The 25,111-nt window shown below is 66.0% G+C and carries 23 protein-coding genes and 2 tRNA genes; 11 read left to right on the plus strand and 14 right to left on the minus strand.

Annotated features, from left to right (window positions below):
• Positions 1–11: 11 nt before the first annotated feature.
• The 10 genes from queC to def all read right to left on the minus strand — a co-directional run bounded on the left by queC (position 12) and on the right by def (position 9,720).
• The gene (gene queC, locus MYA_RS13980; protein WP_011886353.1) at positions 12–746 is read right to left on the minus strand and encodes a 7-cyano-7-deazaguanine synthase QueC; all 735 of its coding nucleotides are present in this window, start codon (positions 744–746) and stop codon (positions 12–14) included.
• A 351-nt stretch (positions 747–1,097) separates the two neighbouring features.
• Positions 1,098–1,173: transfer RNA gene (locus MYA_RS13985), tRNA-Phe, on the minus strand.
• A 61-nt stretch (positions 1,174–1,234) separates the two neighbouring features.
• Positions 1,235–1,936 carry a response regulator transcription factor EsaR gene (esaR, locus tag MYA_RS13990; RefSeq protein WP_014723864.1) on the minus strand — a complete coding sequence of 234 codons (702 nt, stop codon included), beginning with the start codon at positions 1,934–1,936 and terminating at the stop codon, positions 1,235–1,237.
• Positions 1,937–4,351 carry a sensor histidine kinase EsaS gene (gene esaS, locus MYA_RS13995; RefSeq protein ID WP_041493918.1) on the minus strand — a complete coding sequence of 805 codons (2,415 nt, stop codon included), beginning with the start codon at positions 4,349–4,351 and terminating at the stop codon, positions 1,937–1,939.
• Entirely contained in the window at positions 4,341–4,931 is a 591-nt protein-coding gene (locus MYA_RS14000; protein ID WP_011886428.1) for a DUF4390 domain-containing protein, read from the minus strand. Before MYA_RS14000 ends, esaS begins: the two co-directional genes overlap by 11 nt.
• On the minus strand, positions 4,928–6,316 hold the full coding sequence (rsmB, locus tag MYA_RS14005) for a 16S rRNA (cytosine(967)-C(5))-methyltransferase RsmB (protein ID WP_014723867.1): 1,389 nt from the start codon (positions 6,314–6,316) through the stop codon (positions 4,928–4,930). The genes MYA_RS14000 and rsmB overlap by 4 nt, the downstream gene beginning before the upstream one ends.
• 176 nt (positions 6,317–6,492) lie before the next feature.
• The gene (gene htpX / locus MYA_RS14010) at positions 6,493–7,350 is read right to left on the minus strand and encodes a zinc metalloprotease HtpX (RefSeq protein WP_014723868.1); all 858 of its coding nucleotides are present in this window, start codon (positions 7,348–7,350) and stop codon (positions 6,493–6,495) included.
• 98 nt (positions 7,351–7,448) lie between these two features.
• Positions 7,449–8,090 carry a LysE family translocator gene (locus MYA_RS14015; RefSeq protein WP_014723869.1) on the minus strand — a complete coding sequence of 214 codons (642 nt, stop codon included), beginning with the start codon at positions 8,088–8,090 and terminating at the stop codon, positions 7,449–7,451.
• A 110-nt stretch (positions 8,091–8,200) separates the two neighbouring features.
• Positions 8,201–9,184 (minus strand): methionyl-tRNA formyltransferase, encoded by a 984-nt coding sequence (gene fmt, locus MYA_RS14020; RefSeq protein WP_014723870.1) that lies wholly within the window; start codon positions 9,182–9,184, stop codon positions 8,201–8,203.
• 32 nt (positions 9,185–9,216) lie between these two features.
• Positions 9,217–9,720, minus strand: a complete 504-nt coding sequence (gene def, locus MYA_RS14025) for a peptide deformylase (RefSeq protein ID WP_011886433.1) — start codon at positions 9,718–9,720, stop codon at positions 9,217–9,219.
• Positions 9,721–9,905: 185 nt separating this feature from the next.
• On the opposite strand from def, the gene dprA reads away from it, so the two are divergent.
• The 3 genes from dprA to MYA_RS14040 all read left to right on the plus strand — a co-directional run bounded on the left by dprA (position 9,906) and on the right by MYA_RS14040 (position 14,462).
• Complete coding sequence (gene dprA, locus MYA_RS14030) at positions 9,906–11,255, plus strand: DNA-processing protein DprA (RefSeq protein ID WP_014723871.1); 1,350 nt, start codon at positions 9,906–9,908, stop codon at positions 11,253–11,255.
• 36 nt (positions 11,256–11,291) lie between these two features.
• Positions 11,292–11,672, plus strand: coding sequence for a thioredoxin family protein (locus MYA_RS14035; protein WP_011886435.1), 381 nt, complete (start codon positions 11,292–11,294; stop codon positions 11,670–11,672).
• 192 nt (positions 11,673–11,864) lie between these two features.
• Positions 11,865–14,462 (plus strand): DNA topoisomerase III, encoded by a 2,598-nt coding sequence (locus MYA_RS14040; RefSeq protein ID WP_011886436.1) that lies wholly within the window; start codon positions 11,865–11,867, stop codon positions 14,460–14,462.
• Between the two features lie 116 nt (positions 14,463–14,578).
• On the opposite strand, the gene MYA_RS14045 is transcribed toward MYA_RS14040, so the two are convergent.
• A complete protein-coding gene (locus tag MYA_RS14045; protein WP_011886437.1) occupies positions 14,579–15,628 on the minus strand; it encodes a LysR family transcriptional regulator in 1,050 nt (349 codons plus the stop codon).
• Positions 15,629–16,028: 400 nt separating this feature from the next.
• Here MYA_RS14045 and MYA_RS14050 point away from each other — a divergent pair, with 400 nt between their 5' ends.
• Positions 16,029–17,042: a D-2-hydroxyacid dehydrogenase family protein gene (locus tag MYA_RS14050; RefSeq protein ID WP_011886438.1), complete on the plus strand. Its 1,014-nt coding sequence runs from the start codon at positions 16,029–16,031 to the stop codon at positions 17,040–17,042.
• Positions 17,043–17,089: 47 nt separating this feature from the next.
• Here MYA_RS14050 and MYA_RS14055 read toward each other — a convergent pair whose 3' ends face one another.
• Together MYA_RS14055 and MYA_RS14060 are read right to left on the minus strand one after the other, a co-directional pair.
• A complete protein-coding gene (locus tag MYA_RS14055; protein ID WP_014723873.1) occupies positions 17,090–17,956 on the minus strand; it encodes a patatin-like phospholipase family protein in 867 nt (288 codons plus the stop codon).
• A gap of 8 nt (positions 17,957–17,964) precedes the next feature.
• Positions 17,965–18,369: a PaaI family thioesterase gene (locus MYA_RS14060; RefSeq protein ID WP_011886440.1), complete on the minus strand. Its 405-nt coding sequence runs from the start codon at positions 18,367–18,369 to the stop codon at positions 17,965–17,967.
• Positions 18,370–18,557: 188 nt separating this feature from the next.
• Here MYA_RS14060 and MYA_RS14065 point away from each other — a divergent pair.
• The 5 genes from MYA_RS14065 to MYA_RS14080 all read left to right on the plus strand — a co-directional run bounded on the left by MYA_RS14065 (position 18,558) and on the right by MYA_RS14080 (position 22,278).
• Positions 18,558–18,633, plus strand: a tRNA-Lys gene (locus MYA_RS14065).
• Between the two features lie 159 nt (positions 18,634–18,792).
• Positions 18,793–19,950 carry a site-specific integrase gene (locus MYA_RS14070; protein WP_083854886.1) on the plus strand — a complete coding sequence of 386 codons (1,158 nt, stop codon included), beginning with the start codon at positions 18,793–18,795 and terminating at the stop codon, positions 19,948–19,950.
• Positions 19,951–20,125: 175 nt separating this feature from the next.
• Positions 20,126–20,404 (plus strand): helix-turn-helix transcriptional regulator, encoded by a 279-nt coding sequence (locus MYA_RS29780; protein WP_083854887.1) that lies wholly within the window; start codon positions 20,126–20,128, stop codon positions 20,402–20,404.
• A gap of 32 nt (positions 20,405–20,436) precedes the next feature.
• Positions 20,437–21,297 carry a helicase RepA family protein gene (locus tag MYA_RS29785; protein ID WP_083854888.1) on the plus strand — a complete coding sequence of 287 codons (861 nt, stop codon included), beginning with the start codon at positions 20,437–20,439 and terminating at the stop codon, positions 21,295–21,297.
• Positions 21,298–21,471: 174 nt separating this feature from the next.
• Positions 21,472–22,278: a replication initiation protein gene (locus MYA_RS14080; RefSeq protein ID WP_158333096.1), complete on the plus strand. Its 807-nt coding sequence runs from the start codon at positions 21,472–21,474 to the stop codon at positions 22,276–22,278.
• A gap of 214 nt (positions 22,279–22,492) precedes the next feature.
• Here the strand turns inward: MYA_RS14080 and MYA_RS14085 are convergent, their stop codons facing one another.
• On the minus strand, positions 22,493–23,296 hold the full coding sequence (locus tag MYA_RS14085) for a hypothetical protein (protein WP_050991217.1): 804 nt from the start codon (positions 23,294–23,296) through the stop codon (positions 22,493–22,495).
• Between the two features lie 883 nt (positions 23,297–24,179).
• Between MYA_RS14085 and MYA_RS14090 the strand changes: the two genes are divergently transcribed.
• On the plus strand, positions 24,180–24,587 hold the full coding sequence (locus MYA_RS14090) for a DUF6573 family protein (RefSeq protein WP_041493921.1): 408 nt from the start codon (positions 24,180–24,182) through the stop codon (positions 24,585–24,587).
• 60 nt (positions 24,588–24,647) lie between these two features.
• The gene (locus tag MYA_RS29790) at positions 24,648–24,800 is read left to right on the plus strand and encodes a peptidase (RefSeq protein WP_238539578.1); all 153 of its coding nucleotides are present in this window, start codon (positions 24,648–24,650) and stop codon (positions 24,798–24,800) included.
• The last annotated feature ends 311 nt before the right edge of the window (positions 24,801–25,111 follow it).

Consider the following 25,111-nt stretch of genomic DNA (forward strand, 5'->3'; position numbering starts at 1 on the left):
GCGCAGCCGCCTCACAGCGGCGCTTCGGTCACCCGCTCGCCCTTCAGGTAGGCCTCGTAGCCGCGCTTGCGCAGCTTGCAGGCCGGGCATTCGCCGCAGCCGAAGCCCCAGTCGTGCAGTTCGGCGCGCTCGCCCACGTAGCACGTGTGCGTCTCGACGCGAATCAGCTCGACCAGCGCGGCGCCGCCGAGCTGTTCGGCGAGTTGCCACGTCTGCGCCTTGTCGAGCCACATCAGCGGCGTCTCCAGCACGACGCGCGTGTCCATGCCGAGGTTCAGCGCGACCTGCAGCGCCTTCATCGTGTCGTCGCGGCAGTCGGGGTAGCCCGAGAAATCGGTCTCGCACATCCCGCCGACCAGCACGCGCAAGCCGCGGCGATACGCAATCGCGGCCGCGATCGTCATGAACAACAGGTTGCGGCCGGGCACGAACGTGTTCGGCAGGCCGTTCGCCGCGGTCTCGATCTCGATCGTGCGCGTCATCGCGGTGTCGCTGATCGCGCCGAGCACCGACAGGTCGATCATGTGATCGTCGCCGAGGCGGCCCGCCCACGCGGGGAAGCGGTGCTTCAGTGCGTCGCGCACGCCTTCCCGGCATTCGAGCTCGACGCGGTGGCGCTGGCCGTAATCGAAGCCGAGCGTCTCGACCGTCTGGTAGCGTTCGAGGGCCCAGGCCACGCACGTGGCCGAATCCTGGCCGCCGGAAAACAACACGAGCGCGCCGTCTTTAGCGTCTGTCCGAATCACCGTGATACTCCGTGAATGTGTAGGCTCGCGTCGCGCTGCGCCGCGGGGCCGGCTGCCGCCGGGCGGTCCGACGCGTGCCGGCCCTTGCCGGCTCGACCAGTATAGGCAGCGCGGTCGGCCGCAAACGCGGCCGTGCGCTTATACCGCCCATCGCGCGGCAGCGTTGCCGCGCGCCACGGCCGCACGTTGCGACAGCCCGGACGCGCATCGGCTAGCGATGCGCTAAGTCATTGAGCGGGCACGGATTTTATCACGTGCCGACGAATACTGCCGGGCCGGCCGCGGTGCCTGCGAAACCCCACCACAAACGAAAAACCCCAAGAATCTTCCGATTCTTGGGGTTGGAACTGCTGGTGGCCTGGGACGGAATCGAACCATCGACACGCGGATTTTCAATCCGCTGCTCTACCAACTGAGCTACCGGGCCAACGAAGAATGAAAGTATATCGAGCCCTCGATACTTGCACAAGGGTTTTCGTGAAATATTTTTATGCCGCGCCTTCCGACTGCTTCTTGCCGAGCTCGACGCCGAGCTGCTTGAGCTTGCGATACAGGTGCGTGCGCTCGAGGCCCGTCTTCTCGGCGACGCGCGTCATGCTGCCGTTCTCGCGCGCCAGATGATATTCGAAGTACGCGCGCTCGAACGCGTCGCGCGCTTCGCGCAACGGGATGTCGAACGGGATCGCGGCCATCTGGCCCGCGAGGCCGAGCGCCGACGCCATGTCGTCCCCGAGCGTCGGCAGCGCGGCCGCCGATGCGATCGCCGCAGGGCCCGCGGCCTGGCCAGCGCCCGCCTTCACCGCCGCATTCACGGACACCGGCGCCGCGCCGCGCGCGAGCCCGTGCTCGACCGACTTCAGCAGCTTCTGCAACGCGATCGGCTTCTCGAGGAAATCGAGTGCGCCGATCTTCGTCGCCTCCACGGCGGTGTCGATCGTCGCGTGCCCGGACATCATGATCACCGGCATCGTCAACAGCCCTTGCGCCGCCCATTCCTTGAGCAGCGTGACGCCGTCGGTATCGGGCATCCAGATATCGAGCAGCACGAGATCGGGCGCCTGATTCAGCCGGTATTCCCGCGCAGCCTGCGCGTTCTCCGCCGCCTCGACGACATGTCCTTCGTCGCTGAGGATCTCCGAGAGCAATTCCCGGATGCCCATTTCATCATCTACCACCAGGATGGTTGCCATTTACGCTGCCTTTGTCTGCACACTTGCTTTTGTGTTGGCGGGTGCCGTCCCGCCCTGCGCGCCGGGTTCGGCGCCTGGCGCATCGCTCGCCATCTGCAGGAACAGGATCGACACCTGCGCACCCTCGACGATCTCGCCGTGCATGCGATTGCGCAGATCGATCCGTGCGCCGTGCTCGTCCACGATTTTCTTGACCATGGCCAGTCCGAGCCCCGTGCCCTTCGCCTTCGTCGTCACGTAAGGCTCGAACGCACGGGTCAGGATGCGTGCCGGAAAACCGGGCCCGTTGTCGGACACGGTCAGACGTACCGCGACGCGCGTTTTGCCCTCGGCGTCGGGATCGCCATATTCTACTGTCTTGGTTTCGATCAACACACGCGGATGCGCGACCTCCGCGACCGAATCCTGCGCGTTCTGCAGCAGGTTGTGAATCACCTGACGCAATTGCGTCGCGTCGCCGCGGATCACCGGCAGCGACGGCGCCAGCTCCGCGACGATCGCACTCTTGCCTTCGCCGACACCATACAGCCCGAGCACCTCGCTCGCCAGCTCGTTCAGCTGCAGGCTCGCGAGCACCGCGGGCGGCGTGCGCGCGTATTCGCGGAAGTCGTCGACCATCCGCTTCATCGCCGCCACCTGATTGACGATCATCGTCGCGCCACGCTTGAGCACGTCGGCATCGTGCGGCTCGAGCTTGTCGGACAGCTTCATCTGCAGCCGTTCGGCCGACAGCTGGATCGGCGTGAGCGGGTTCTTGATCTCGTGCGCGAGCCGTCGCGCGACTTCGCCCCATGCAACCGAGCGCTGCGCGGAAATCACGTCGGAGATGTCGTCGAACACGACCACGTAGCCGGAGGTCTGCGGATCGTCCGCCTCGCCCTCGACCGTCGAGACGAGGCGCGTGCCGCGCACGAGCAGCGTGAGCGGATCGGCTTCGCCCGGCACGACGACCGCGAACTGTTGCTGCCAATGGCCGCGATCGCCGCTCGCGCCGTCGGACGCCGCCTCGCGATCGGCGAACGCCTTGCGCACCATCGCGCCGAATTCCGCGACGACGCCGATCCGGTCGAGCGCGGTGCCGATCATCGAGCCGAACGGCTGCCGGAAGATCCGCTCCGCGCCGCGGTTCGCGGTCGTCAGCCGGAACTGGCGATCGAGCACGAACACGCCGGCCGTCAGGTTCGCGAGAATGCTTTCGAGATACGTCTTCGAATGCTCGAGCGCGATGCGGTTCTTCTCGACCGCCAGCCGCGCCTCGGACAGCTGGCGCGTCATCGCGTTGAACGACTGCGTGAGGAAGCCGAGCTCGTCGCGCGACTTGATCTCGCGCTTCGGCGTGTAGTCGCCTTCCGTGATCTCCTTCGTGCCCTGCGCGAGCAGGAACAGCGGCCGCGCGAGCTGCTGGCCGAGCGCGAGCGCGAGCATCATCGCGATGAAGGTCGCGAGGAACAGCGCGAGCGTCAGCGTGCCGATGTACATCTTGCGCAGGCCGGTGCGGCCCAGCGACTTTTCCTGATATTCGCGATAGGCGCGCTGCACCGCGTCGGCGTTGTGCGCGAGCGTCGGCGGCACCGGCTGCGTCAGTTGCAGGAAGCGCTCCGCCGGTTGCAGCAGCGACGTCGACGCGTCGGGGATAGGCCGCACGACGCGCAGCCGCAGCGCGCCCTTCGCGCCGTGCGCACGCGGGTCGCCGTCGACTTCCCCTTCGATCGCCGCGTACGCGCCGTGCTCGCGCGCCTGGCTCAGCATCAGCGGCGTCGGCAGGTCGTCGGGAATCAGCGCGGCGAAATTGCCCGACGCCAGCGCGACGATGTGCAGGTCGGGCGCCGCGCCCGAGCCGGCGCGGCTCGGCTCGACGATCGTCGCGTCCTGCACGCCGAACTGGTCGCGCAGGCGCAGCAGCGTGAGCGTCGTGCCGTTCGTGTTCGCATCGACGCTCGCGAGCTGATCGGACATCAGGCGCGCCTTCGTCTGCAGATCGGACAGCGACGCGTCGAGCATCCCGCGGCCGAGATTCAGGCCGGCGGTGAGCGCGGTTTCGACGTTCACGTCGAACCACGACTCGATGCTGCGCGACACGAACTGGTACGACACGATGTAGATGATGCCGCCCGGCACCACGCCGACGAGCGCGAAGAACACCGCGAGCTTCGCGAGCAGCCGCGTGCCGAACTTGCCCTTCCTCAGCCGCACGACGATCATCCCGATCAGCCCGAGCACGACCAGCAGGAACACGATCGCGACGATGATGTTCATCGCGTACAGCCACGAGTAGTAGCGGTCGAAGAACTCGGTGTTCGCGCTCGCCGCGGCGAGCAGCACGAGCAGCAGCAGCGCGGTGAGCGCGACGGTCGACACGATCACGCGAATGAGCAGGCTCTTCCCGCTGGCCGCGCGGCGCACTTTATTTAGCACGTTCGGTCACCGTGAAGTTGAAGCGCTTCCAGTCGGACACGAGCGTCCAGTCGCGGTTGTTCACCGCGTCGACCTGGAACGGCTTCGGCATCAGCGCCGTGTCGAGCTGCATGCGCACCGAGGCCGTGTAGGTTTCGCCGGCGCGCACCTGGTTGCGCTCGATCACGTGCCACGACGTGATGTGGCGCACGACCGCGAGCGCGTCCTTCAACGACGGGAAGCCGAGCTGCAGGCCGCCGGTCGACACGCGGTACTCGCGCGTGAGCGGCTGGAACGACAGGCGGATCGTCTGCGCCACCGACACCGGTTGCTCGTCGAACCAGTACCAGCGGGCGCGGCTCAGTTCGAAGTCGGTCGTGAAGTAAAGCGGGATGCCTTTGTTCACCGCATCCTCGAGGTTCGGATTCAGCTCGAAGTCGAAGCGGGCATCGAGGCTCCAGCCGCTTCCGTCAGCCTGCAGCGACGCACGCTGCACGGCGATCGACTCGGCGCGCGCCGGCCGCACGACGGTCAGGCACAGCGCCAGCGCCACCAACAGGACGGCCGCGAGCCGAAGTGGAAAAGGGTGTTTGATCGTCACCGTTTCTGAAACCGCGCGTAGAAGAATCCGTCGTGATCGGTGGTCGGGTCGAGTGCGCCGGCCGTCGCGCCGCGCACGCCGCCCGGCAGCAGTTGGCCGGGCGCGTCCAATCGTACCGCATCTTCACAGGCGGCTTCAAACCAGCGCGCCTGCAGCTCGCCTTCATCGGGGAAGATCGAGCAGGTTACGTAGAGCAGTTCGCCGCCCGGCTTCACGAGCGGCCACAACGCGCTCAGGATGCGGCGCTGCTCCGCGACGAGCGCGGCGATGTCGGCTTCGCGGCGCAACCAGCGGATATCGGGATGACGGCGCACGATGCCCGACGCCGAGCACGGCACGTCGGCCAGAATGCGATCGAACGGGCGGCCGTCGTACCACGCTTGCGGCGCGCCCGCATCGCCGACGCGCACGTCCGCGGACAGCGACAGGCGCGCGAGATTCTCGCCGATGCGCTCGGCGCGGGCCGCATCGCTTTCGAGCGCGACGACGTCGACATCGGCCAGCTCGAGGATGTGCCCGGTCTTGCCGCCCGGCGCCGCGCAGGCGTCGAGCACGCGCATGCCGTCGCGCGCGCCGAGCCATTCGGCCGCGAGCTGCGCGCCGGCATCCTGCACCGACACGACGCCGTCGCCAAAGCCCGGAATGCGATCGACCGGCAGCGCGGACGCGAGCCGCACCGCATGGCGGCCGATCGCGGTCGCGTCGATTCCGCTCGCGCGCAGCGTGTCGAGATACGCGTCGACGCTCGCGCGCCGCGCATTCACGCGCAGCGTGAGCGGCCCCTGCCGATCGCCGGCCGCGAGCACGGCCTGCCATGCATCCGGCCACGCGCGCTTCACCGCGTCGATCCACCACGGGCGGTAATTCCAGCGTGCGACCGGATCGTCCTGCAGCGCCGCGACGAGCGTATCGCGCTCGCGCTCGAAGCGCCGCAGCACCGCGTTGACCAGCCCTTTCGCGAACGCGTATTCGCGCCGTGCGCCGATCACCGTCACGGCCTGATCGACGACCGTGAAGGCCGGATACGCCGCCGCATCGGCGGGATCGAGCAGCAGCGCGAGCGCGCCGGCCAGCACCGCGTGCACGTGCGCGGGCGGCGCCTTGCTGACGAGCCGGCCGATCAGCCAGTCGGCGCTGCCGAGGCGGCGCATCGTTCGATAGGCCACGTCCTGCGTCGCGCCGCGTGCGAACGCGCGGACATCGGCCGGCATCTGCGCGAACACCGTGGCGAGCGCCGCCGGCAACGCGGTGCCGCGCCGCACGGCATCGACGGCCTGCGCGGCCGCGTCGAGCGCAAAGCCCAGCGAATCGGGCGCGAGGCGCAGCGCGGACGGGCGCGCAGCGCGGCCGGAGGAAGACGGGGCGGAGGAACGGGTTCGTGTCATCGGAGCGAAATCGGCAAACGGGCGCCGCGAGCGGCGGGAACCGGGCCGCCGCGTGGGCGCCGCGATTCCAAACCGCGCATTGTAGCGTGAGGCCATGCGGCCCCTTTGGGGGCGCGGCAAATGAAACACCCCGCAGCGCGAGGCATGCGGGGTGTGGGCGACGAGTACGGCGCGGCTTAGTCGAAGCGGCCAGTACGCGCCATCTCCATCAAGCGCGCGATGCGCTCCTCGGTCGCCGGGTGCGTGGAAAACAGGTTCTGCAGGCCGCCGCCGTGCAGCGGATTCATGATCATCATCTGCGCGGTGGCCGGATGCGCTTCGGCCGCCTGGAACGGAATGCCCGCCGCATAGCGATGAATCTTGTCGAGCGCGGTGGCGAGCGCCTGCGGATCGCCGGAAATCTGCGCGCCGCCGCGATCGGCCTCGAACTCGCGCGCCCGTGAGATCGCCATCTGGATCAGCGCACCGGCGATCGGCGCGAGCAGCGCAACCGCAATCCCTGCGATCGGATTGGCCGGCCGGCCGTTTTCGTCGCGGCCGCCGAAGAACATCGCGAAGTTGGCCAGCGCCGAGATCGCGCCGGCCATCGTCGCGGTGATCGTCGAGATCAGGATGTCGCGGTGCTTCACGTGCGCGAGCTCGTGCGCCATCACGCCGCGCATTTCGCGCTCGGACAGCGCGCGCAGGATGCCCGTCGTCGCGGCGACCGCCGCGTGCTCGGGGTTGCGGCCCGTGGCGAACGCGTTCGGCGCATCCTCGTTGATCAGGTAGACGCGCGGCATCGGCAGGTTGGCGCGCGTGGCAAGCTCGCGGACCATCCGGTAGAACTGCGGCGCCGTGGCCTCGTCGACTTCCTGCGCGTTGTACATGCGCAGCACCATCTTGTCGGAGAACCAGTACGAGAAGAAATTCATGCCGAGCGCGAACAGCAGCGCGATCGTCATGCCACGCGAGCCGCCGATCATCCCGCCGATCACGATGAACAGGGCCGTGATCGCGGCCATCAGCATCGCCGTTTTGACCCAATTGAACATACCCACTCCTTATCCGTCAGGGGACCCGCCGCTCCGTCACGGGCGGCGGAAAATTGTAAGCGATTTGTTAGATAAGGTCGCGCCGGAAAAATTCAATCTCAGCGTTGCGCGGCCGCGAGCCGCAACCCGAGGCCGACGAACGCGCTGCCGACCGTGCGGTCGAGCCACTTCTTGACGCCCGGCTTGCCGGAAAAGCGTTGCGTGACACCGCCGGCGATCCACACGACGATGCACGACCAGACGGTGCTCATCACGACGAACACCGAGCCCAGCGCGAGGAACGCGAGCGCCTTGTGCGGGCTGCCCGCCGACACGAACTGCGGGAAGAACGACACGAAGAACAGCACGACCTTCGGGTTCAGCACGTTGGTCCAGAAACCCTGCATGAACAGCTGACGCAGCGGCTTCGCGGCGATGGGCTGCGCGGCGGCGGCAGGAGCCGGCGCACCGCCCTGCTTCGCGATGATCATGCGCACGCCGAGGTAGATCAGGTACGCGGCGCCGGCGAGCTTGATCGCCGTGAACGCGGCGGCCGACGCGGCGAGCAGCGCGGTCAGCCCGAAGGCGCATGCGAGCGTGTGCACACAGGCGCCGGCCGAGATGCCGAGCGCCGACATCAGCCCCGCGCCGCGGCCCTGCGCGATGCTGCGGCCGACGATGTACGCGGTGTCGGGGCCAGGCGTGATGTTGAGCAGGAAAACCGCGAGTACGAAAAAGCCGAAGTGGGTGATGCCGAACATGGGAGCCTCGTAACCGGGAAACGCACGGGAATTCTACGCGCGCCCGCCGTGCGGCGCGACTCGGCCATCCGGCCGATTGCGCCCGGCCGGCATCCCGTGTCGAATGATGCTCAGGCGGCGTCGGGCAATGCGAAACGCTGGCCCGCGGCGAGCGGCGAGCCGGCCAGGAATTCGCGCGCCGGCAAGCGCTTGCCGCCCGGCTTCTGCAGCTGCGTCACGCGCAGCGCGCCCGCGCCGCAGGCGACGATCACCCCTTCCGGGGCTGCTTCGACGATCGTGCCGGGCGCCGCATCGCCACGCGCGGCCACGGGCTCGGCGGCCCACAGCTTGATCGCGGCGCCGTCGAGCGTCGCGACGCCGCCCGGGAACGGGTCGAACGCACGCACCTGGCGCGCGAGCACGTCGGCCGGCTTGCGCCAGTCGAGCGCCGCTTCGTGCTTGCCGATCTTTTCCGCGTACGTCACGCCGTCGGCCGGCTGCGGCGTCGCGGGCAGCGCGCCGTCGCGCTCGAGCCGCTCGAGTGCGGCGACGATCAGCCGTGCGCCGTCGGCGGCGAGCCGGTCGTGCAGCGTCGCGGTCGTGTCGTCGGGCGCGATCGCGATGCGCGCCTCGTCGATCATCGCACCGGTATCGAGGCCGACGTCCATCTGCATCAGCGTGACGCCCGTTTCGGCGTCCCCGGCTTCGATCGCGCGATGAATCGGCGCCGCGCCGCGCCAGCGCGGCAGCAGCGACGCGTGAATGTTGATGCAGCCGGCGCGCGGAATGTCGAGCACCTCCTGCGGCAGCAGCAGGCCGTATGCGGCCACCACCATCACGTCGTGCGGCGTCGCGCGCAGCAGCTCGATCGCCTCGGCGGCCTCGGCGGGGAACTTGCCGGCGCGGCGCAGCGACGTCGGCTGCGCGACGGGCATGCCGTGCTCGACGGCGTAGCGCTTCACCGCGCTCGCCTGCAGTTTCATTCCGCGCCCGGCAGGACGATCGGGCTGGGTGAGCACGAGCGGCACCGGAAAACCGGCCTCGTGGATCGCGGCGAGTGCGGCCGCGGCGAATTCCGGCGTGCCGGCAAAAATCACGCGCAACGTATGGGTCATGACAGCGTTCGAGAGGGCTTGGCGCGCACGCGTTACATCGCGCGTTCGAGTTTCTTCATCTTCGTCTTGATACGGGTCTGCTTCAGCGGCGACAGGTATTCGACGAACACGCGGCCCATCAGATGGTCCATCTCGTGCTGCACGCACACCGCCAGCAGGCCTTCGCAGTCGAGCTCGAACGGCTCGCCGCGCTCGTTGAGCGCGCGCACGCGCACATGGTCCGGGCGCTCGACTTCGTCGTAGATGCCGGGCACCGACAGGCAGCCTTCCTCGTACACCTGCTTCGCGTCGCTCGACCAGACGATCTCCGGATTGATGAACGCGCGCAGCTCGTTCTTTTCTTCGGAGACGTCGATCACGATCACGCGCTCGTGCACGTCGACCTGCGTCGCCGCGAGGCCGATGCCGGGCGCCGCGTACATGGTTTCGGCCATGTCGGCGACGAGCTTGCGGATGCGGTCGTCGACCTTGTCGACGGGCTTGGCGACCTTGTGCAGTCGCTTGTCGGGGTAATGAAGAATGTTCAGCAAAGCCATGGTGTTCGGTATTCGGGTGGGCGGCGTGCCCTATCGGCCATCCGGCCGAGTGGCGCCATTGCCGGGATGCAATGAAGATGAGGCGAACGCACGGCATATCAATGCCGCACGTCATGCCTCCTGCAACTGGCCGGACGCCCGTGCGCGCGGCCCCGTCGAGTATTTCGGATGATGAAAATTTTATCATGGCGCCACGCGCCGCGCTGGCTGTCGCATTCGGGCGCAATCTCATGTCGCCGCAAGCGCTGACCGCGACCATGCTGCGCGCATGGCTGCAACTCGCGCATGCGCCCGGCATCGCGCCGGCGGTGCTGCGCGTGTTGCTCGACGCATTCGGCACGCCCGCGGCGCTGCTGCACGCGTCGGACGCGGCCATTGCCGAGCACACGAGCCCGGCCGCCGCGCGGGCCGTGCACGCGAGCGAGCGGGACGACCTCGACGCGCGCACCGACGCCGCGCTCGCGTGGCTCGACGCGCCGGGCAACGCGATCGTCACGCTCACCGATCCGGCCTACCCGCCGCGGCTGCGCGACCTGCACGATCCGCCGCCGCTGCTATATGTAAAGGGCCGGGTCGACCTGCTGCACGCGCGCAGCATCGCCGTGGTGGGCAGCCGCCACGCGACGCCGCAGGGCCTCGCCGATGCGACGCGTTTCGCGCAGGTGCTGTCCGACGCCGGCCTGGCGATCGCGTCGGGCCTCGCGCTCGGCATCGACGGCGCCGCGCATCGCGGCGGCCTCGACGGCCGCTCGGGCACGATCGCGGTCATCGCGACCGGCGCCGATCTCGTCTATCCGGCGCGTCACCGCATGCTCGCGCATGAGATCGCCGCGCACGGCGTGATCGTCTCGGAATGGCCGCTCGGCACGCCCGCGCGCGCGTCGCATTTCCCACAGCGCAACCGGCTGATCGCCGCGCTCGCGGTCGGCACGCTGGTGGTCGAAGCCGCCCCGCGCTCGGGCTCGCTGATCACCGCAAGGCTCGCGAACGAACTCGGCCGCGACGTGTTCGCGATGCCCGGCTCGATTCACGCACCGCTCGCCCAGGGTTGCCACGCGCTGATCCGCGACGGCGCGAAGCTCACCGCCACACCGCTCGACGTGCTCGAGGAGTACGGGCTCGGGGAACCTGCGGCCCAGGCCGGCGGCACGGCAGTCGGTGCGGGTTCCCGCTCCGATCGCGAAGATGCATCGGGCGCCGCCACGCCCCGCGCGGGCGAGCGCCGCACTGGCGCAGCGGCATCTCCCGACACCGACACTGACACCGTGGCCGATGCCCCCGCCGTCCCACCACGAACCGCATGCGCGCCCGCGAACGATCCAGCCGAACGAGCCGTGCTCGCCGCATTGGGATACGGCCCCGTCACATACGAATGGCTCGCCGAGCACAGCGACCTGCCGGACGACGTGCTGCACCGCGCGCTGCTCGCGCTGGAGCTGGCCGGACGCGTCGCCAGCGTGGCCGGCGGACGCTTCGCGCGGCTTGATTTGGCGCCCACCCCACCGCCGTCCGGCGTGCTACAGTCCCCGGCATAGGGGCGGCCGCGCCGCCGACGATATCGAAGGAATTCCATGCCCGCGCTGAATCTCGACACCGATGCAGATCGGATCGCCGAGCGCCTCGCCGATCCCGACACGCTGCTGGTCGCCTGCCTGTGCGCCGAGTGGTGCGGCACCTGCCGCGACTACCGCACGGCCTTCGACCAGCTCGCCGACGCTCATCCGGACGCCTGCTTCGCGTGGATCGACATCGAAACCCATGCCGACCAGCTCGACGACCTCGACGTCGAAAACTTCCCGACGATCCTGATCGAGGATGCGCACACCGCGCGCTTCTTCGGCACGGTGCTGCCGCACGCGGCGATCGTCGAGCGGATGCTGTCCGACCTGAGCGCGGTGCCCGGCGCGCCGCACGCACCGAAATTGCGCAATATCCTGAACGTCGAGGCCTGAGCGGGCGTCCGTCCGGCCCCGCCGCACGCCGCGACGCGTGCTGCCGGGCCAGGCGCTTGCCGCCGCTGCAGCCCCCCTCTATGATGGGCCGCTTTTTTACACGCCAACCCGCCGTCGCTGCGGCGTGTGCTATAAAGCCGTCGTAAAAGGGTCCCCACACCGGCGAACCCGGTCTACCAACACACACCTGTCATGTCCAAAGCACTGATCATTGCGGAAAAGCCTTCTGTCGCGAACGACATCGCGCGCGCTTTGGGCGGCTTTACCAAGCATGACGAATACTACGAGAGCGACGAATTCGTGCTCTCGTCCGCAGTCGGCCATCTGCTGGAAATCGCCGCCCCGGAAGAGTACGAGGTCAAGCGCGGGAAATGGAGTTTCGCCCATCTCCCCGTCATCCCCCCGCATTTTGACCTGAACCCGATCGCAAAAAGCGAATCGCGACTGAAAGTCCTGACCAAGCTGATGAAGCGCAAGGACGTCGATCGCCTGATCAACGCATGCGACGCGGGGCGCGAGGGCGAGCTGATTTTCCGCCTGATCGTGCAGCACGCGAAGGCGAAGCAGCCGGTCCAGCGCCTGTGGCTCCAATCGATGACGCCGCAGGCGATCCGCGACGGTTTCGCGCACCTGCGCAGCGACAACGACATGCAGCCGCTCGCCGACGCCGCACGTTGCCGCTCGGAAGCCGACTGGCTCGTGGGCATCAACGGCACGCGCGCGATGACCGCGTTCAACAGCAAGGGCGGCGGCTTCTTCCTGACGACCGTCGGTCGCGTTCAGACGCCAACGCTATCGATCGTCGTCGAACGTGAAGAGAAAATCCGCCGATTCGTCCCGCGCGATTATTGGGAAGTGCGCGCCGAATTCGCGTGCGCGGCCGGTTTCTACGAAGGCAAGTGGTTCGATCCGAAGTTCAAGCGCGACGAGTTCGATCCGGAAAAGCGCGACTCGCGCCTCTGGAGCCTGCCGGCCGCCGAAACGATCGTCGCCGCGTGTCGCGACCAGATCGGCACGGTCAGCGAGGAATCGAAGCCGTCGACGCAACTGTCGCCGCTGCTGTTCGACCTGACGAGCCTGCAGCGCGAGGCGAACGGCCGTTTCGGCTTCTCCGCGAAGAACACGCTGGGCCTCGCGCAGGCGCTGTATGAAAAGCACAAGGTGCTGACCTACCCGCGTACCGACGCGCGCGCGCTGCCGGAAGACTATCTGGCGACGGTGCAGTCCACGCTCGAGATGCTCAAGGAGAGCCACAACTACCTGCCGCACGCGAAGCAGGTGCTCGACAAGGGCTGGGTGAAGCCGAACAAGCGGATCTTCGACAATTCGAAGATCAGCGATCACTTCGCAATCATCCCGACGCTGCAGGCGCCGAAGTCGCTGTCCGAGCCGGAACAGAAGCTGTACGACCTCGTCGTGAAGCGCTTCCTCGCGGTGTTCTTCCCCGCGGCCGAGTTCCGCGTCACGACGCGGATCACCGAAGTAGCCGGCCATCACTTCAAGACCGAAGGCAAGGTGCTGGTCGAGCCGGGCTGGCTGCAGGTATACGGTCGCGACGCCGAAGGCGCGGACGCGAACCTCGTGCAGGTGCAGAAGGACGAGAAGGTGAAGACCGACGAGATCGCGGCGGTCGCGCTCGTCACGAAGCCGCCCGCACGCTACTCGGAAGCGACGCTGCTGTCCGCGATGGAAGGCGCGGGCAAGCTCGTCGAGGACGACGAGCTGCGCGAGGCGATGGCCGCGAAGGGCCTCGGCACGCCGGCCACGCGCGCGGCGATCATCGAAGGCCTGCTCGGCGAGAAATACCTGGTGCGCGAAGGCCGCGAGCTGATCCCGACCGCGAAGGCATTCCAGCTGATGACGCTGCTGCGCGGGCTCGGCGTGAAAGAGCTGACCGCGCCCGAGCTCACCGGCGAATGGGAATACAAGCTGTCGCAGATGGAGCGCGGCAACCTCGGGCGCGACGCGTTCATGCAGGAAATCGCCCGCATGACGCAACAGATCGTCAAGCGCGCGAAGGAATACGACTCCGACACGATCCCGGGCGACTACGCGACGCTCGAGACGCCGTGCCCGAACTGCGGCGGTCAGGTGAAGGAGAACTACCGCCGCTTCGCCTGCACGAAGTGCGAGTTCTCGATCTCGAAGATTCCGGGCAGCCGGCAGTTCGAGATCGCGGAAGTCGAGGAGCTGCTGCGCGAGAAGACCATCGGGCCGCTGTCCGGCTTCCGCAGCAAGATGGGGCGGCCGTTCTCGGCGATCCTCAAGCTGTCGTTCGACGATGAAACGAAGAACTACAAGCTCGAGTTCGATTTCGGCCAGGACCAGGGCGGCGACGAGGGCGAAGCGCCCGACTTCTCCGCGCAGGAGCCGGTCGGCGCGTGCCCGAAGTGCAACGGCCGCGTGTTCGAGCACGGGATGAGCTATGTGTGCGAGCACTCGGTCGCGAACCCGAAGACCTGCGACTTCCGCTCGGGCAAGGTGATCCTCCAGCAGGAAATCACGCGCGAGCAGATGGCGAAGCTGCTGGCCGACGGCCGCACCGATCTGCTGCCGAACTTCAAGTCGTCGCGCACGGGCCGCAATTTCAAGGCATTCCTCGTGAAACAGCCGGACGGCAAGATCGGCTTCGAGTTCGAGAAGAAGGAGCCGAAGGCCGCCGCGGCGAAGAAGACGGCAAAATCGGCGACGAAGGATGCAGAAACCGTCACCGAAGGCGCCGACGAGAAACCGGCACCGGCTCGCAAGACCGCCGCCCGCAAGACGACGGCGCGCAAGACGGGCTCGTAACGGCGCGACCGCCGCAGCCGCCCGCTGCGGCACGCATCGACAAAAAAACGCGGATCGATTGCTCGATCCGCGTTTTTTATTTGCGTCGGCGCTGTGGGCTGCCGGCCGCGCCGCCGTTACAGCGGCGACGGCACCGCGGCTCGCCCGCGCGGCGCGCGCGCAAGCCGCGGCTGCAGGTTCGGGTCGGTCGACTCGGCCGGGTCGGCGCGCATCTCGACACCGATCGGCGCGGACGACGTACCTTGGGCCGCCCACTGCTCGCCGATCACCGCATCGGTGGCGCGGCTGAAATATTCGACGAGATGGTCGATGAACGTGCGCACCTTTGCCGGCAGATGGCGCCGGCTCGGGTACGCGATGTTGATCTCGACCTGCGGCAGCCGGAAATCCGGCAGCAGCCGCACCAGCGCGCCGCGCGCGATGTCGCTGCCGATCAGGTAGCTCGGCAGGATCGCAACACCCATCCCGAGCAGCGCGAACTGGCGCAGCATCGCGGTGTTGTTCGCGACGATCACGTTGGTCGGGCGCACGCGCACTTCGCCGTCCGGGCCGGTGAATACGCGCTCGTCGCCCCAGTATTCGGTCGGCAGGCTCAGCGCCGGGTGCTCGGCGAGCTGTTCCGGGTGGGTCGGCACGCCGTGCTTCTCGAGGTAGCTCGGCGTCGCGCAGACGGTCATGCAGCCGGTGGTCAGCCGGCGCGTGACGATGCTCGCGCTGCGCATCTGCCGCGTGACGACGATGCCGACGTCGAACCCCTCCTCGACGAGATCGACCTGGCGGTCCACCAGCGTAAGGTCCGGCACGACTTTCGGAAAATTCTCGGTGTACGACTGCAGCACGGGCGCGAGGTTGTGCAGCCCGAACACGACGGGCGCGACGATCCGCAACGTGCCGACCGGCTCGTGATTGCGCGCGACCACCATCTGCTCGACATCTTCGAGCTCGTCGAGAATCTGTCGCGCGCGCTCGAGATAGACCTGCCCCGACTCCGTCAGCGAAAGGCTGCGTGTCGTACGGTTCAGCAGGCGCGTGCCGAGCCGGCCTTCCAGATCGGCGACATGACGCGTCGCGACCGCATTGGAGATGTCCATTGCGCTCGCCGCCCGGGCGAAACTGCCGAGATCCGCAACCTTGACGAACACGCGCATCGACTGCAAATGATCCATAACGACTCCTGCCGCTGTTACAACTTCAAAAAGTTGAAGCAAATGCGTAATTCTCCTACGACAGCGGAAATGATGCAGAGTTGCTCAACAACTGCCGCGTTGACGATAAAAATGGGCAAAAATCCTCACCGATTGCGAATGGATGATCCAATTATTCTGATCTCGACAACAATTAGGTGAACGTCGTCCGCGAAACGGGCCGAATCAGAAAGGACATGTCTGATGCGACACAGCAGCGCACCCTGCTGCGACCGACGCCGATTGCGGCGGAGCGTAACAACCTGTTAAAAAGACCCCATGCCGTGTGCCGGCGTAGCATCATGTCGGCCCCGGCCGGGCGGCACGGGCGCGCCCCGCGCGCCGCGGCCGCTGCTTTCAACGCGCGACTTCCCTGCTGAACATGAAAATTGCCATCCTCGACGACTACCAGGACGCCGTCCGCAAGCTGAATTGCTTCGAGATGCTCGCCGAGCACGACGTGAAGGTCTTCAACAATACGGTGCGCGGCCTGGGGCAACTCGCGAGCCGGCTGGCGGAAGTCGAGGCGCTCGTGCTGATTCGCGAACGCACGCCGATTTCGTCGCAACTGCTCGCAAAACTGCCGAATCTGCGGATGATCAGCCAGACCGGCCGCATCTCCAGCCACATCGACCTCGAAGCGTGTACCGATCGCGGCATCGCGGTGCTCGAAGGCACGGGCTCGCCGGTGGCGCCGGCCGAACTGACGTGGGCGCTCGTGATGGCCGCCCAGCGCCGCATTCCGCAATACGTCGCCAACCTGAAGCAAGGTGCGTGGCAGCAGTCGGGCCTGAAGACGTCGGCGCTGCCGCCGAACTTCGGGCTCGGCCAGGTGCTGCGCGGCCAGACGCTCGGCATCTGGGGCTACGGAAAGATCGGCCGGCTGGTCGCCGGCTACGGCAAGGCGTTCGGGATGAATGTGCTGATCTGGGGCCGCGAGCACTCGCTCGAGGCCGCGCGCGCCGACGGCTACACGGCCGCCGACAGTCGCGAGGCGCTGTTCAAGCAGAGCGACGTGCTGTCGCTGCACCTGCGGCTGCACGACGACACGCGCGGGATCGTCAAGCAGGAGGACCTGCTGCGGATGAAGCCGACGTCGCTGCTCGTCAACACGAGCCGCGCCGAGCTGCTCGAGGAAAATGCGCTCGTCAACGCGCTGTCGCACAACCGGCCGGGGATGGTCGCGATCGACGTGTTCGAGAGCGAGCCGATCCTGCAGGGCTACAGCCTGCTGCGGATGGAGAACGTGATCTGCACGCCGCACATCGGCTACGTCGAGCGCGAGAGCTACGAGCTGTATTTCAGCGCGGCGTTCAGGAACATTCTCGCGTTCGACCAGGGCGACCTGTCGAGCGTCGTCAATCCGGAAGCGCTGACGCCGCGCCGCGCGCGCTGACCCGCACCGCCGCGCCCGCGGCGCGGCTTCTCTGTCCGATCATGGCGTCAGGCGGCCACGCGGCCGCCGGTCATCGCGCTGACGCGCGTGAGGAAATGCTCGCCGTCGCGGCGCCCGAGGTCGTACGCGTGCCGCATCTGCGACGGGCTCGTGTAATCCCAGCTCGAAATCGGCACCTTGCTCGACGGTTGTATATAGAGCCGCCGCTGGTCGCCGTGCGCGACCGTGAACATCTGCGGGCGCGGATACAGCCTCGTGACGAGCACCAGCACGTCGCCCGGCGACGTGTCGAGTGCGCCCACCGGCACGTTGTCGACCATCCCGCCGTCGAGCACCGGCCGGCCGTCGCGCCGCAGCACGGGCGTGAACGGCGGCGTGCACGACGACTGCAGGATCAGGTCAGCGAGATCGTCGACCGTCGCGCACGCCTGTGCGCGCACGAATTCGGGGCGAAAGCCGAGCGCGCGCCCGAGCGTCGGGTGCAGCGTCTTGCGCACGTATTTCTCGATGTTGTACGCGACGAGGCCCGCGGCCACCGCACTGCGCGCGCCGAGCCAGCGCGGCACGTGCGACACGCCGATACGGATCTCCGGGGCGTCCGCGAGCCGCGCGAACGGCTCGCCGTAGATGTCGAGCAGCGCCTGCCGATAGATCCGATAGTGCGGAAACACCGGCTCGCGGCGGAACAGGTTGCCCCAGTACGCGTTCTTGCGGTTGTGGCGCAGCGCTTGCTCGTAATAGCGCATCACCCACGCGGCGTCGCGTGTGTACAGCATGCAGGCCGTGGCCGCGCCGGCCGAGATGCCGGCGATCACGCGCGGGCGCAGCGCCAGCGCCGGCTGCACGACGTCCCAGAAGCCGGCTTGCCACCAACAGCGGTTACCGCCGCCCGCGAACACGATCTGGTCGAACATCGCGCCGCTCAGCTGACCAGCGCGTAGGTCGACGTTGCGTGCACGGCCATCTTGCCGTCCTCGTCGAACAGCTCGACTTCGCCGAACACGAGGTTGCGGCCCATCCGCAGCACGCGCGCGGTGACCAGCACGTCGCCCTTGCGCACCGGACGCATGAAGTTCGTGTTCAGCGAGACGGTGGTCATCGGCCGGAACTCGCCGAGCGCGGCCGAGATCGCGACCACCATCGCGGTGTCGGCGGCGGCGGTGAAGACCTGGCCGCAGATGATGCCGCCCGAATGGCGGAATTCGCCGGAAAACGGCAGACGCATCGTGACGCTGTCGTCGCCGATCGACACGGGAACCAGGCCGAGCGAGCGGACCCACGGGGCCAGCAGGCGGTCCAGCAATTCGCGGACTGCGTTTTCGTCCATCTTCGAATGTCCAGAGAATGTTGCGCGACCGCCGCGCAACAGATGGACGTCATCATACCGGGAGCGGGCCAACTGCGATCACTTGGCAGCGCGCCGGCAGCCGCACGCACGGTGACGAAATATTTTGGGGAAATTTGCAGAAAGGGCTTGCCAATGATGAAATACCCGTGCATAATCTTTCTTCTGTTGGGGCGTTAGCTCAGTTGGTAGAGCAGCGGACTCTTAATCCGTAGGTCGAGTGTTCGAGTCACTCACGCCCCACCAAAGAAATCAAGCACTTAGCCCACCTTTTAGGTGGGCTTTTTGCTTTCTGGCCATTTATTGCTGCAATTCTGCTGTACTGGAAATTTGCAGCAAACCTCCTGCACTTGCCGTTCATGGTGCTGTGGCAACGCTACACTTTATTTTGGGAGTAGCGTTCGCATGGCAACAATCAACAATCGTGGTCCCCACCAATGGCAAGCCACGGTCCGACGCAAGGGATACCCTTCGCAGTCGGAAACCCACAGAACCAAAGCCCGGGCAGAAGCCTGGGCACGCGAAGTCGAATCACAAATGGACGCGGGCACCTTCCGCGACCGCCGGGTTCTTGCCGGGGTGACTCTCGGTGATGCGCTCGAACGGTATCTGACGACCGTCACCACGCAAAAGCGCGGACAGACATCGGAAAGTAACCGCATCAAGCAACTCCAGCGCCATCCGTTGGCCCAGCGTCTCATGTCCAGCCTCCAGGCCACGGACTTCGCCAGCTATCGAGACCAACGCCGGACTCAGGTCGGTCCAAACACCGTGCGCCTGGAACTGGCCGTGCTTTCGCATCTGTACACCATCGCAATCAAAGAATGGAGCTGGCCGCTGACGCACGAGCCGAAAAACGTGTCGAAGCCCAAACCGGAAGAGGGCCGCGAGCGCCGACTCGAAGGCGATGAAGAACAGCGCCTGCGGGCAGCGGTTCACCGCCCGAAGGCACGTTCCGCTATCTGGCTGGAAGCCTGCATCGACCTTGCACTGGAAACCGGCATGCGCGCTGGCGAAATCCTGACTCTCACCTGGGACCAGGTTGACTTCGACCAATGCTGCGCGCGGCTGGAGAAAACGAAGAACGGCAGCCGCCGCACGGTCGGTCTGACACACAAGGCGGTGAACGTGCTCCAGAAACTTCCCCGCACCGGCGCGACTGTCATCACCAACTTCTACGACACTTCTGGACTGGACCGAGCATTCGCGAGCGCATGCAAAGCTGCTGGCATCGAAGGCTTGCATTTTCATGACCTGCGCCACGAGGCGGCATCGCGCTTCGCGCCCACCATGCAAGTGCAAGACCTTGCGAAACTCATGGGCTGGAAAACGCTCCAGATGGCCATGCGCTATTACAATCCGACGGACGCTGAACTCGTTGCATTGGTTCGTCGCGCCGCCGCGCAACCTGCATTGCGACAGACCGCTCCCGCCCAGCCGCCCGTTACGGAACGCGCTCCCGCGCCCAGCTTCGCACCGCCGGGAACCATCCCGACCGCGTCCCTCATGGTCAAGATGAGTCCGTCCGCATACGCCCAACCGCAGATGGTGCGTGCGGCCTGACGGTTGCTGGATTCGTACCCGCCCAGAACACAGACGGGTACGAACTCAAGGCAATACGAAAAAAAGCCTCAAATACTAAGGCTTCCTACGAGTTACGGCTGGCTACGCTTTCATCACGAAGTTTCTTCCTATACTCATTGCAGCCCTGTGGTTGCATGACATAGGAACGTAACAAGTGCCTCCCCTTCTTTCTCCCAAAGACCTAGCCGCCGCGCTGGGAATCGCCGAACAAACCATCTACAACCGTCACTCAGGTGGTGGTGACCTTCCTCCCTGCCTGAAGCTGGGTCGCCTCCTGCGGTTTCGCCGCGAAGATGTCGATGCGTGGCTTCAGCAGAAGCTCACGCCTAGCGCGGCAATACCCTCGCCCGCCGCAATCGCAGAACGCACGCCACGCCGACGCGGACGGCCAACCATCGCAGAGCAACTCGCGGCAGCTCGCCGCGCGCGCTGAACGAACACGCCCACACGTTGGACTCAAAACCCATGCTCAATAAACTGGATATTCTTCGGGCGCTCACCGTCCCTCGGCCACCCTTGGATTTCGTCTTGCCCGGCCTGCTTGCTGGCTCGTTCGGCCTGCTGGTAGCACCGGGTGCCACCGGAAAATCACAACTCGCGCTCGATGTCGCCATATCGCTCGCACTCGGCCGCCCTGTCGCCGATGGACTGTTTCCGGCATGCCCGCCAAGCAAGGTGGTCTATCTGGCGGCAGAGGAATGCGAACGCTTGCTGGCCGAACGTCTGCGCCACCTTATCGACCTTGACGAGCAGAGCAACCCCAGATTGCGCGACAACCTGATACTGCTGCCGATGGCAGGAGAGGCATGCGGCCTGCTTGCGGATAACCGCCCTACAGCGCTGTATCAGGCGCTGCGCGAAATCTCGGCAGACGCTCGCCTCATCATCGTTGACCCGCTCCGCCGCCTGCATGGCGGAGATGAAAACAGCAGCGCGGACATGACGCAATTCGTCGTCTTGATGGAGCAACTTGCCCGAGCTACCGGCGCCGCCGTGCTCGGCCTCCATCATGCCAATCGCGCATCGGCTGGCGATGGCGGCTCGCAACACGCAGCTCGCGGGTCAAGCGCCCTAGTCGATGGCGCACGCTGGCAACTGAATCTCTCGCGAATGGACGAGAAAACCGCTGACCAGAACAGGCTTTCGGATGCCGAACGTGCGCTGTATGTCGCGCTCGATTTCGCCAAGACCAACTACCTGCCACCGCAACCGCGATGCTGGCTCAAGCGCGGCAATGGTGGCCGCTTCTCGCCCGTCCGACTCCCGACCACCGCCGCAAAGGCGCGGACGGCCGGCGGTGCTCGATTGCTCAACATGACCCACTAACCCACAGGAGAACCCCGGCCTGCGGCCAGGACATATCTCGGGGATTGCACTACAGGACAGCTATTGAAATAACGCATCGCCGGGGCGCAAGCCCCGATGCACAACGCCTTAACCATCTTCCAGACTCGGCTACCTCGCCACCCATACTGCTCCAACGACCCGACAAAGGGTCTCGTGATTCGCCCGACCGCAACCGCGCTACAGCACAAGCACCTCCAGCCAAATGCACCGCTTGAAGTCGGCTGGCTGGTCTTTGACATCGACTACCGGGGTGCGGCTCTAGCCTGGGAACGAGCCAATCTGCCGCCGCCAACCGCGACCGTTATCAACCCGGCAAACGGCCATGCGCATCTGTTCTACGGCCTGAACACGCCTGTAGTCACGAGTGATGCGGGACGTGCCGCCCCTTTGCGCTTTGCTGCCGCCGTTCAGGCCGCATATATCGCCAGGTTGCACGCAGACCCCGGCTATACTGGACTCATTGCCAAGAATCCGTTTCACGCGGCGTGGATAACGGACTGGGTCAACCACCTCTACGACCTTGCCGAACTCGCCGAATACGTCGAACTACCCAAACGTCTGCCGAAGCGCGCAGAAGTCGGACTGGGCCGTCATTGCACACTGTTCGATGACTTGCGCGCGTGGGCATACACTTGGGTTCGCGAGTACAAACGGAACGGCGCTTCGTTCGAGCAATGGCAAGCCGCCGCTCTCGGCCAGGCGGAATTGCTCAACGACTTTCCATCGCCACTCGCATTCGGAGACGTCAAAGCCACGGCCAGAAGCGTCGCGCGCTGGACGTGGACACGTTTCAGCGATGAGGCGTTCTCGGCAATTCAATCCGTGCGCGGCAGGCGCGGTGGCCGTCCCGCGACCACCACCCTGAACGGTGAGCCGTGGGCCGACCTGGGCATCAGTCGGTCAACCTATTACCGCCGCCTAAACGGCGGCCTGCTCGTGCCGGAGAGCACCCGCCAGTGAGACAAAAGCCATATCAGATAACAGCGACCGCCCCCAGCGGGAGAAGCCTGCCAGCACAATGCCGGGCCTGTGCTGTACCGTTCAACGCATAAAAAAACACCGCCAGGGTCAGCGCGCCTGGCGGTGCTCACAGTCGGATTTATGACCGTGAAGAGAAAGAGAACGGATGGGGCGGTGCTGACTCTGGCCTGGACGATGTCCGCCCCCCATGACCTCAATACGCAAATTTAATGTCCTCGTTGTTGTATAGCGTCGGTTTGAACATGATGATGTGCTCAATGTCACTTTTCTTCCAACCTGCCGAAAGCAAGTCTCGGCAGAGTTTCGCTTCAAATGACCGAGCGCACACAAACACGACCTTCGCCCACATCAAACCGTCAGGCAGCAACGCGGAACCGCACGTGCGCATCGCATCGTCCCTGACCGTCGTGAGCCAGACCAGCAGGCGCTGGTAGTCTCGGGCATTGCGGCGACTTTTCTCAGTCTCCATCCACCAAAGACGCTTCCCATCGTTAAGCAGGACATCCGGCCTTTTTCCTTTAATGCCATCAACTGCACCGAACCAACGACCGCGCGCGACCTCGTGTTCCGTAGTGACACGGAATCCCGCGACGATACCGCTCACCGCGAGCTGATTACCCACGCTACGATGCATGAACTGTGCGGCGCTGAACTGACGCACCAGGTCTTTGCCGGTTTCGGCAGGCACGCCGAGTTCCCGTAACCGGCGCGCGCCGCCTTCGGCTAGCGAGTAAATCACGCTGCCATTCATTGCTTGCCCGCGCAACACTTGCCGAGCGGCAAGCAGGCGCTTCAGTGTCCTCTGCGCCATTCGCAACGCCGATGCACCCGGCGTCACTGGCGTGAAATCCGGCTCGCCTGCGGGGCGCCGCTCCCAGCGCGTCCAGACGGTTGCTGCAATATCTTGAGCGCGCGCCCAGCCGAGGCGGTGCAGCGTTCTCAAAACCTTGACTTCATTTTCCATGGCGCGCACGCGCCCATCTTTTTGTGTTGCCATTGGGTTATCTCGATTGTCTTGATAACCCGTATAGGCAAGATGCCCCCTGTTCGTTTGCCCGTTCCACGGGAAGCGAACAGGGGAGACGAAGCTGCTGACGCAGCTCAGGCCACCGTGACCTTAGCTGGGCTGAACGCCCAGACGGTCACTCGACGGGCTGGACGCCCGTCGCGTCCTGAACCCCTGGGCGCCCCGCTCTGCGAGCGGGCAAGGCGCTCACTGTGGCCCGCTGCACGCGTACCAAGCGGCAGCGTTGCTCCCGGTCTGCCGACTGACCACCTTGCCCGCTCGCTCCGCTCAGGGCGCCGGGTCCGTATGGCCCCCCACGAATCTGCCAGCCCGTTGGCGGGCCTCTGAGCACTGGGGTGCTCAGCGATTCGCGGCTCCCCCGGCAGTTCTACAACCAGCTCGGGAGCTGGTGCGCAGAACTGGGCGGCGGGCTGAACGCCCTTGCCCCACGCCCTCCGGGCGTGGCCCCTCTGCGTCGGCGGCTGACGCCGCCGACTGCGCGCCGTTGGCTTGCGAGCCACGCACGCTGCGCGTGCAGGGGTCGCGCCCATTGGAGCGCGACGCCGGTTCCGTCGCGGGTATCGCATACCGCCGTCTTTCGTCACTGCATCGCCCAACCGTTCGCGACTCTACGCCAAGCAGTCCGCCATGCGAGGGCCTTCGGCGCTTCGCGCACGGGCATCACCCGGTCCCTTCGGGCTGCGGCTTCCGCCCGTTCCCTTGCATGGCGGACTGCCTAGCGTCGTCGTTCGCCACGGGCGAAACAGCGACGAAAGACGGCGGCAGCAGCATCTGCCAACCCCACCGCCGAAACCGGAAAACGGTCGGGGGCTCACCAGCTCGGAATCCGGTCAGATTTTAAGGAGCGCACAACATGCAAGACCTTCACGACATCTTCGGCAAGACCATTTTCATCTACACCCGAGAGCAGGCGATTGCAGATGGCGCGCTGGTCGATGTGAGTTTGCAGGCACGGGATGCCGGCTTCCGCATCCCCATAGCGATGACGGCGGCAGTCTGGGCTGATTGCGTAGCCTGGTCGGCGGAGGACAGCCAGCGGCAGGTTTCACAGGACGAGTGGGCGCGTTTGTGGGACGTGTTGTGGATGGCATCGCGGGCAGCTCGCCGCGCGCAGGGTGCGCCACGCATCGCGTTCGACGTGTACCGGGTGCCACGCGGCGGTCAAGGTATGCGCCCCCGTCCGGCCCGTTTGCATCTGCATATCGGCCCTGGCGACAACGCCGAGCCGGTCATCACGATTTTGATGCCGAACGAAGACTGATTTCCAACCGCCCCGCGAACAGGCGCGGGGCATTCATCACCCGCTCACAAGGAGAGCCACATGAGCATGTATACCGTGAATCCCGCAACTGGCCTGCCGATGACCGGCGAAGACTATAGCGGCGTCGATGTCGGCGGCAACCCGTGGGGAACCAGGCTTGAAAATAATTCCCTTTGGTCAGCGCCGTTCTGGGATTACCCGTGTGACATGTAACGTCACATGTGACGCTTGACCAGCGGCCTGCATGGCGCAGGCCGTTTTACCGAAAAAATCTCGGATTTTTCACGTCATCGGGCATTCATGCGCCCTCACCGAACGTATACGAGTACAAGTCCAACAACATGTCACGGTTCTGATATGAACGGCTCTGACAACGTCGACCAGCTTCCGGCACCCATACCCGGGCGAATGCCACCACCACCGATAACGCCACCTCCGTCGATGGAGTGGTCAACATCGACTACGCGGCGCGGGACTTGGGACTGAAATCGGTTCGCGCGTGGGTGCCTGATACTACCGACAAA

Origin of the sequence: Burkholderia sp. KJ006 (assembly GCF_000262695.1) — a bacterium.
Taxonomy (GTDB): domain Bacteria; phylum Pseudomonadota; class Gammaproteobacteria; order Burkholderiales; family Burkholderiaceae; genus Burkholderia; species Burkholderia vietnamiensis.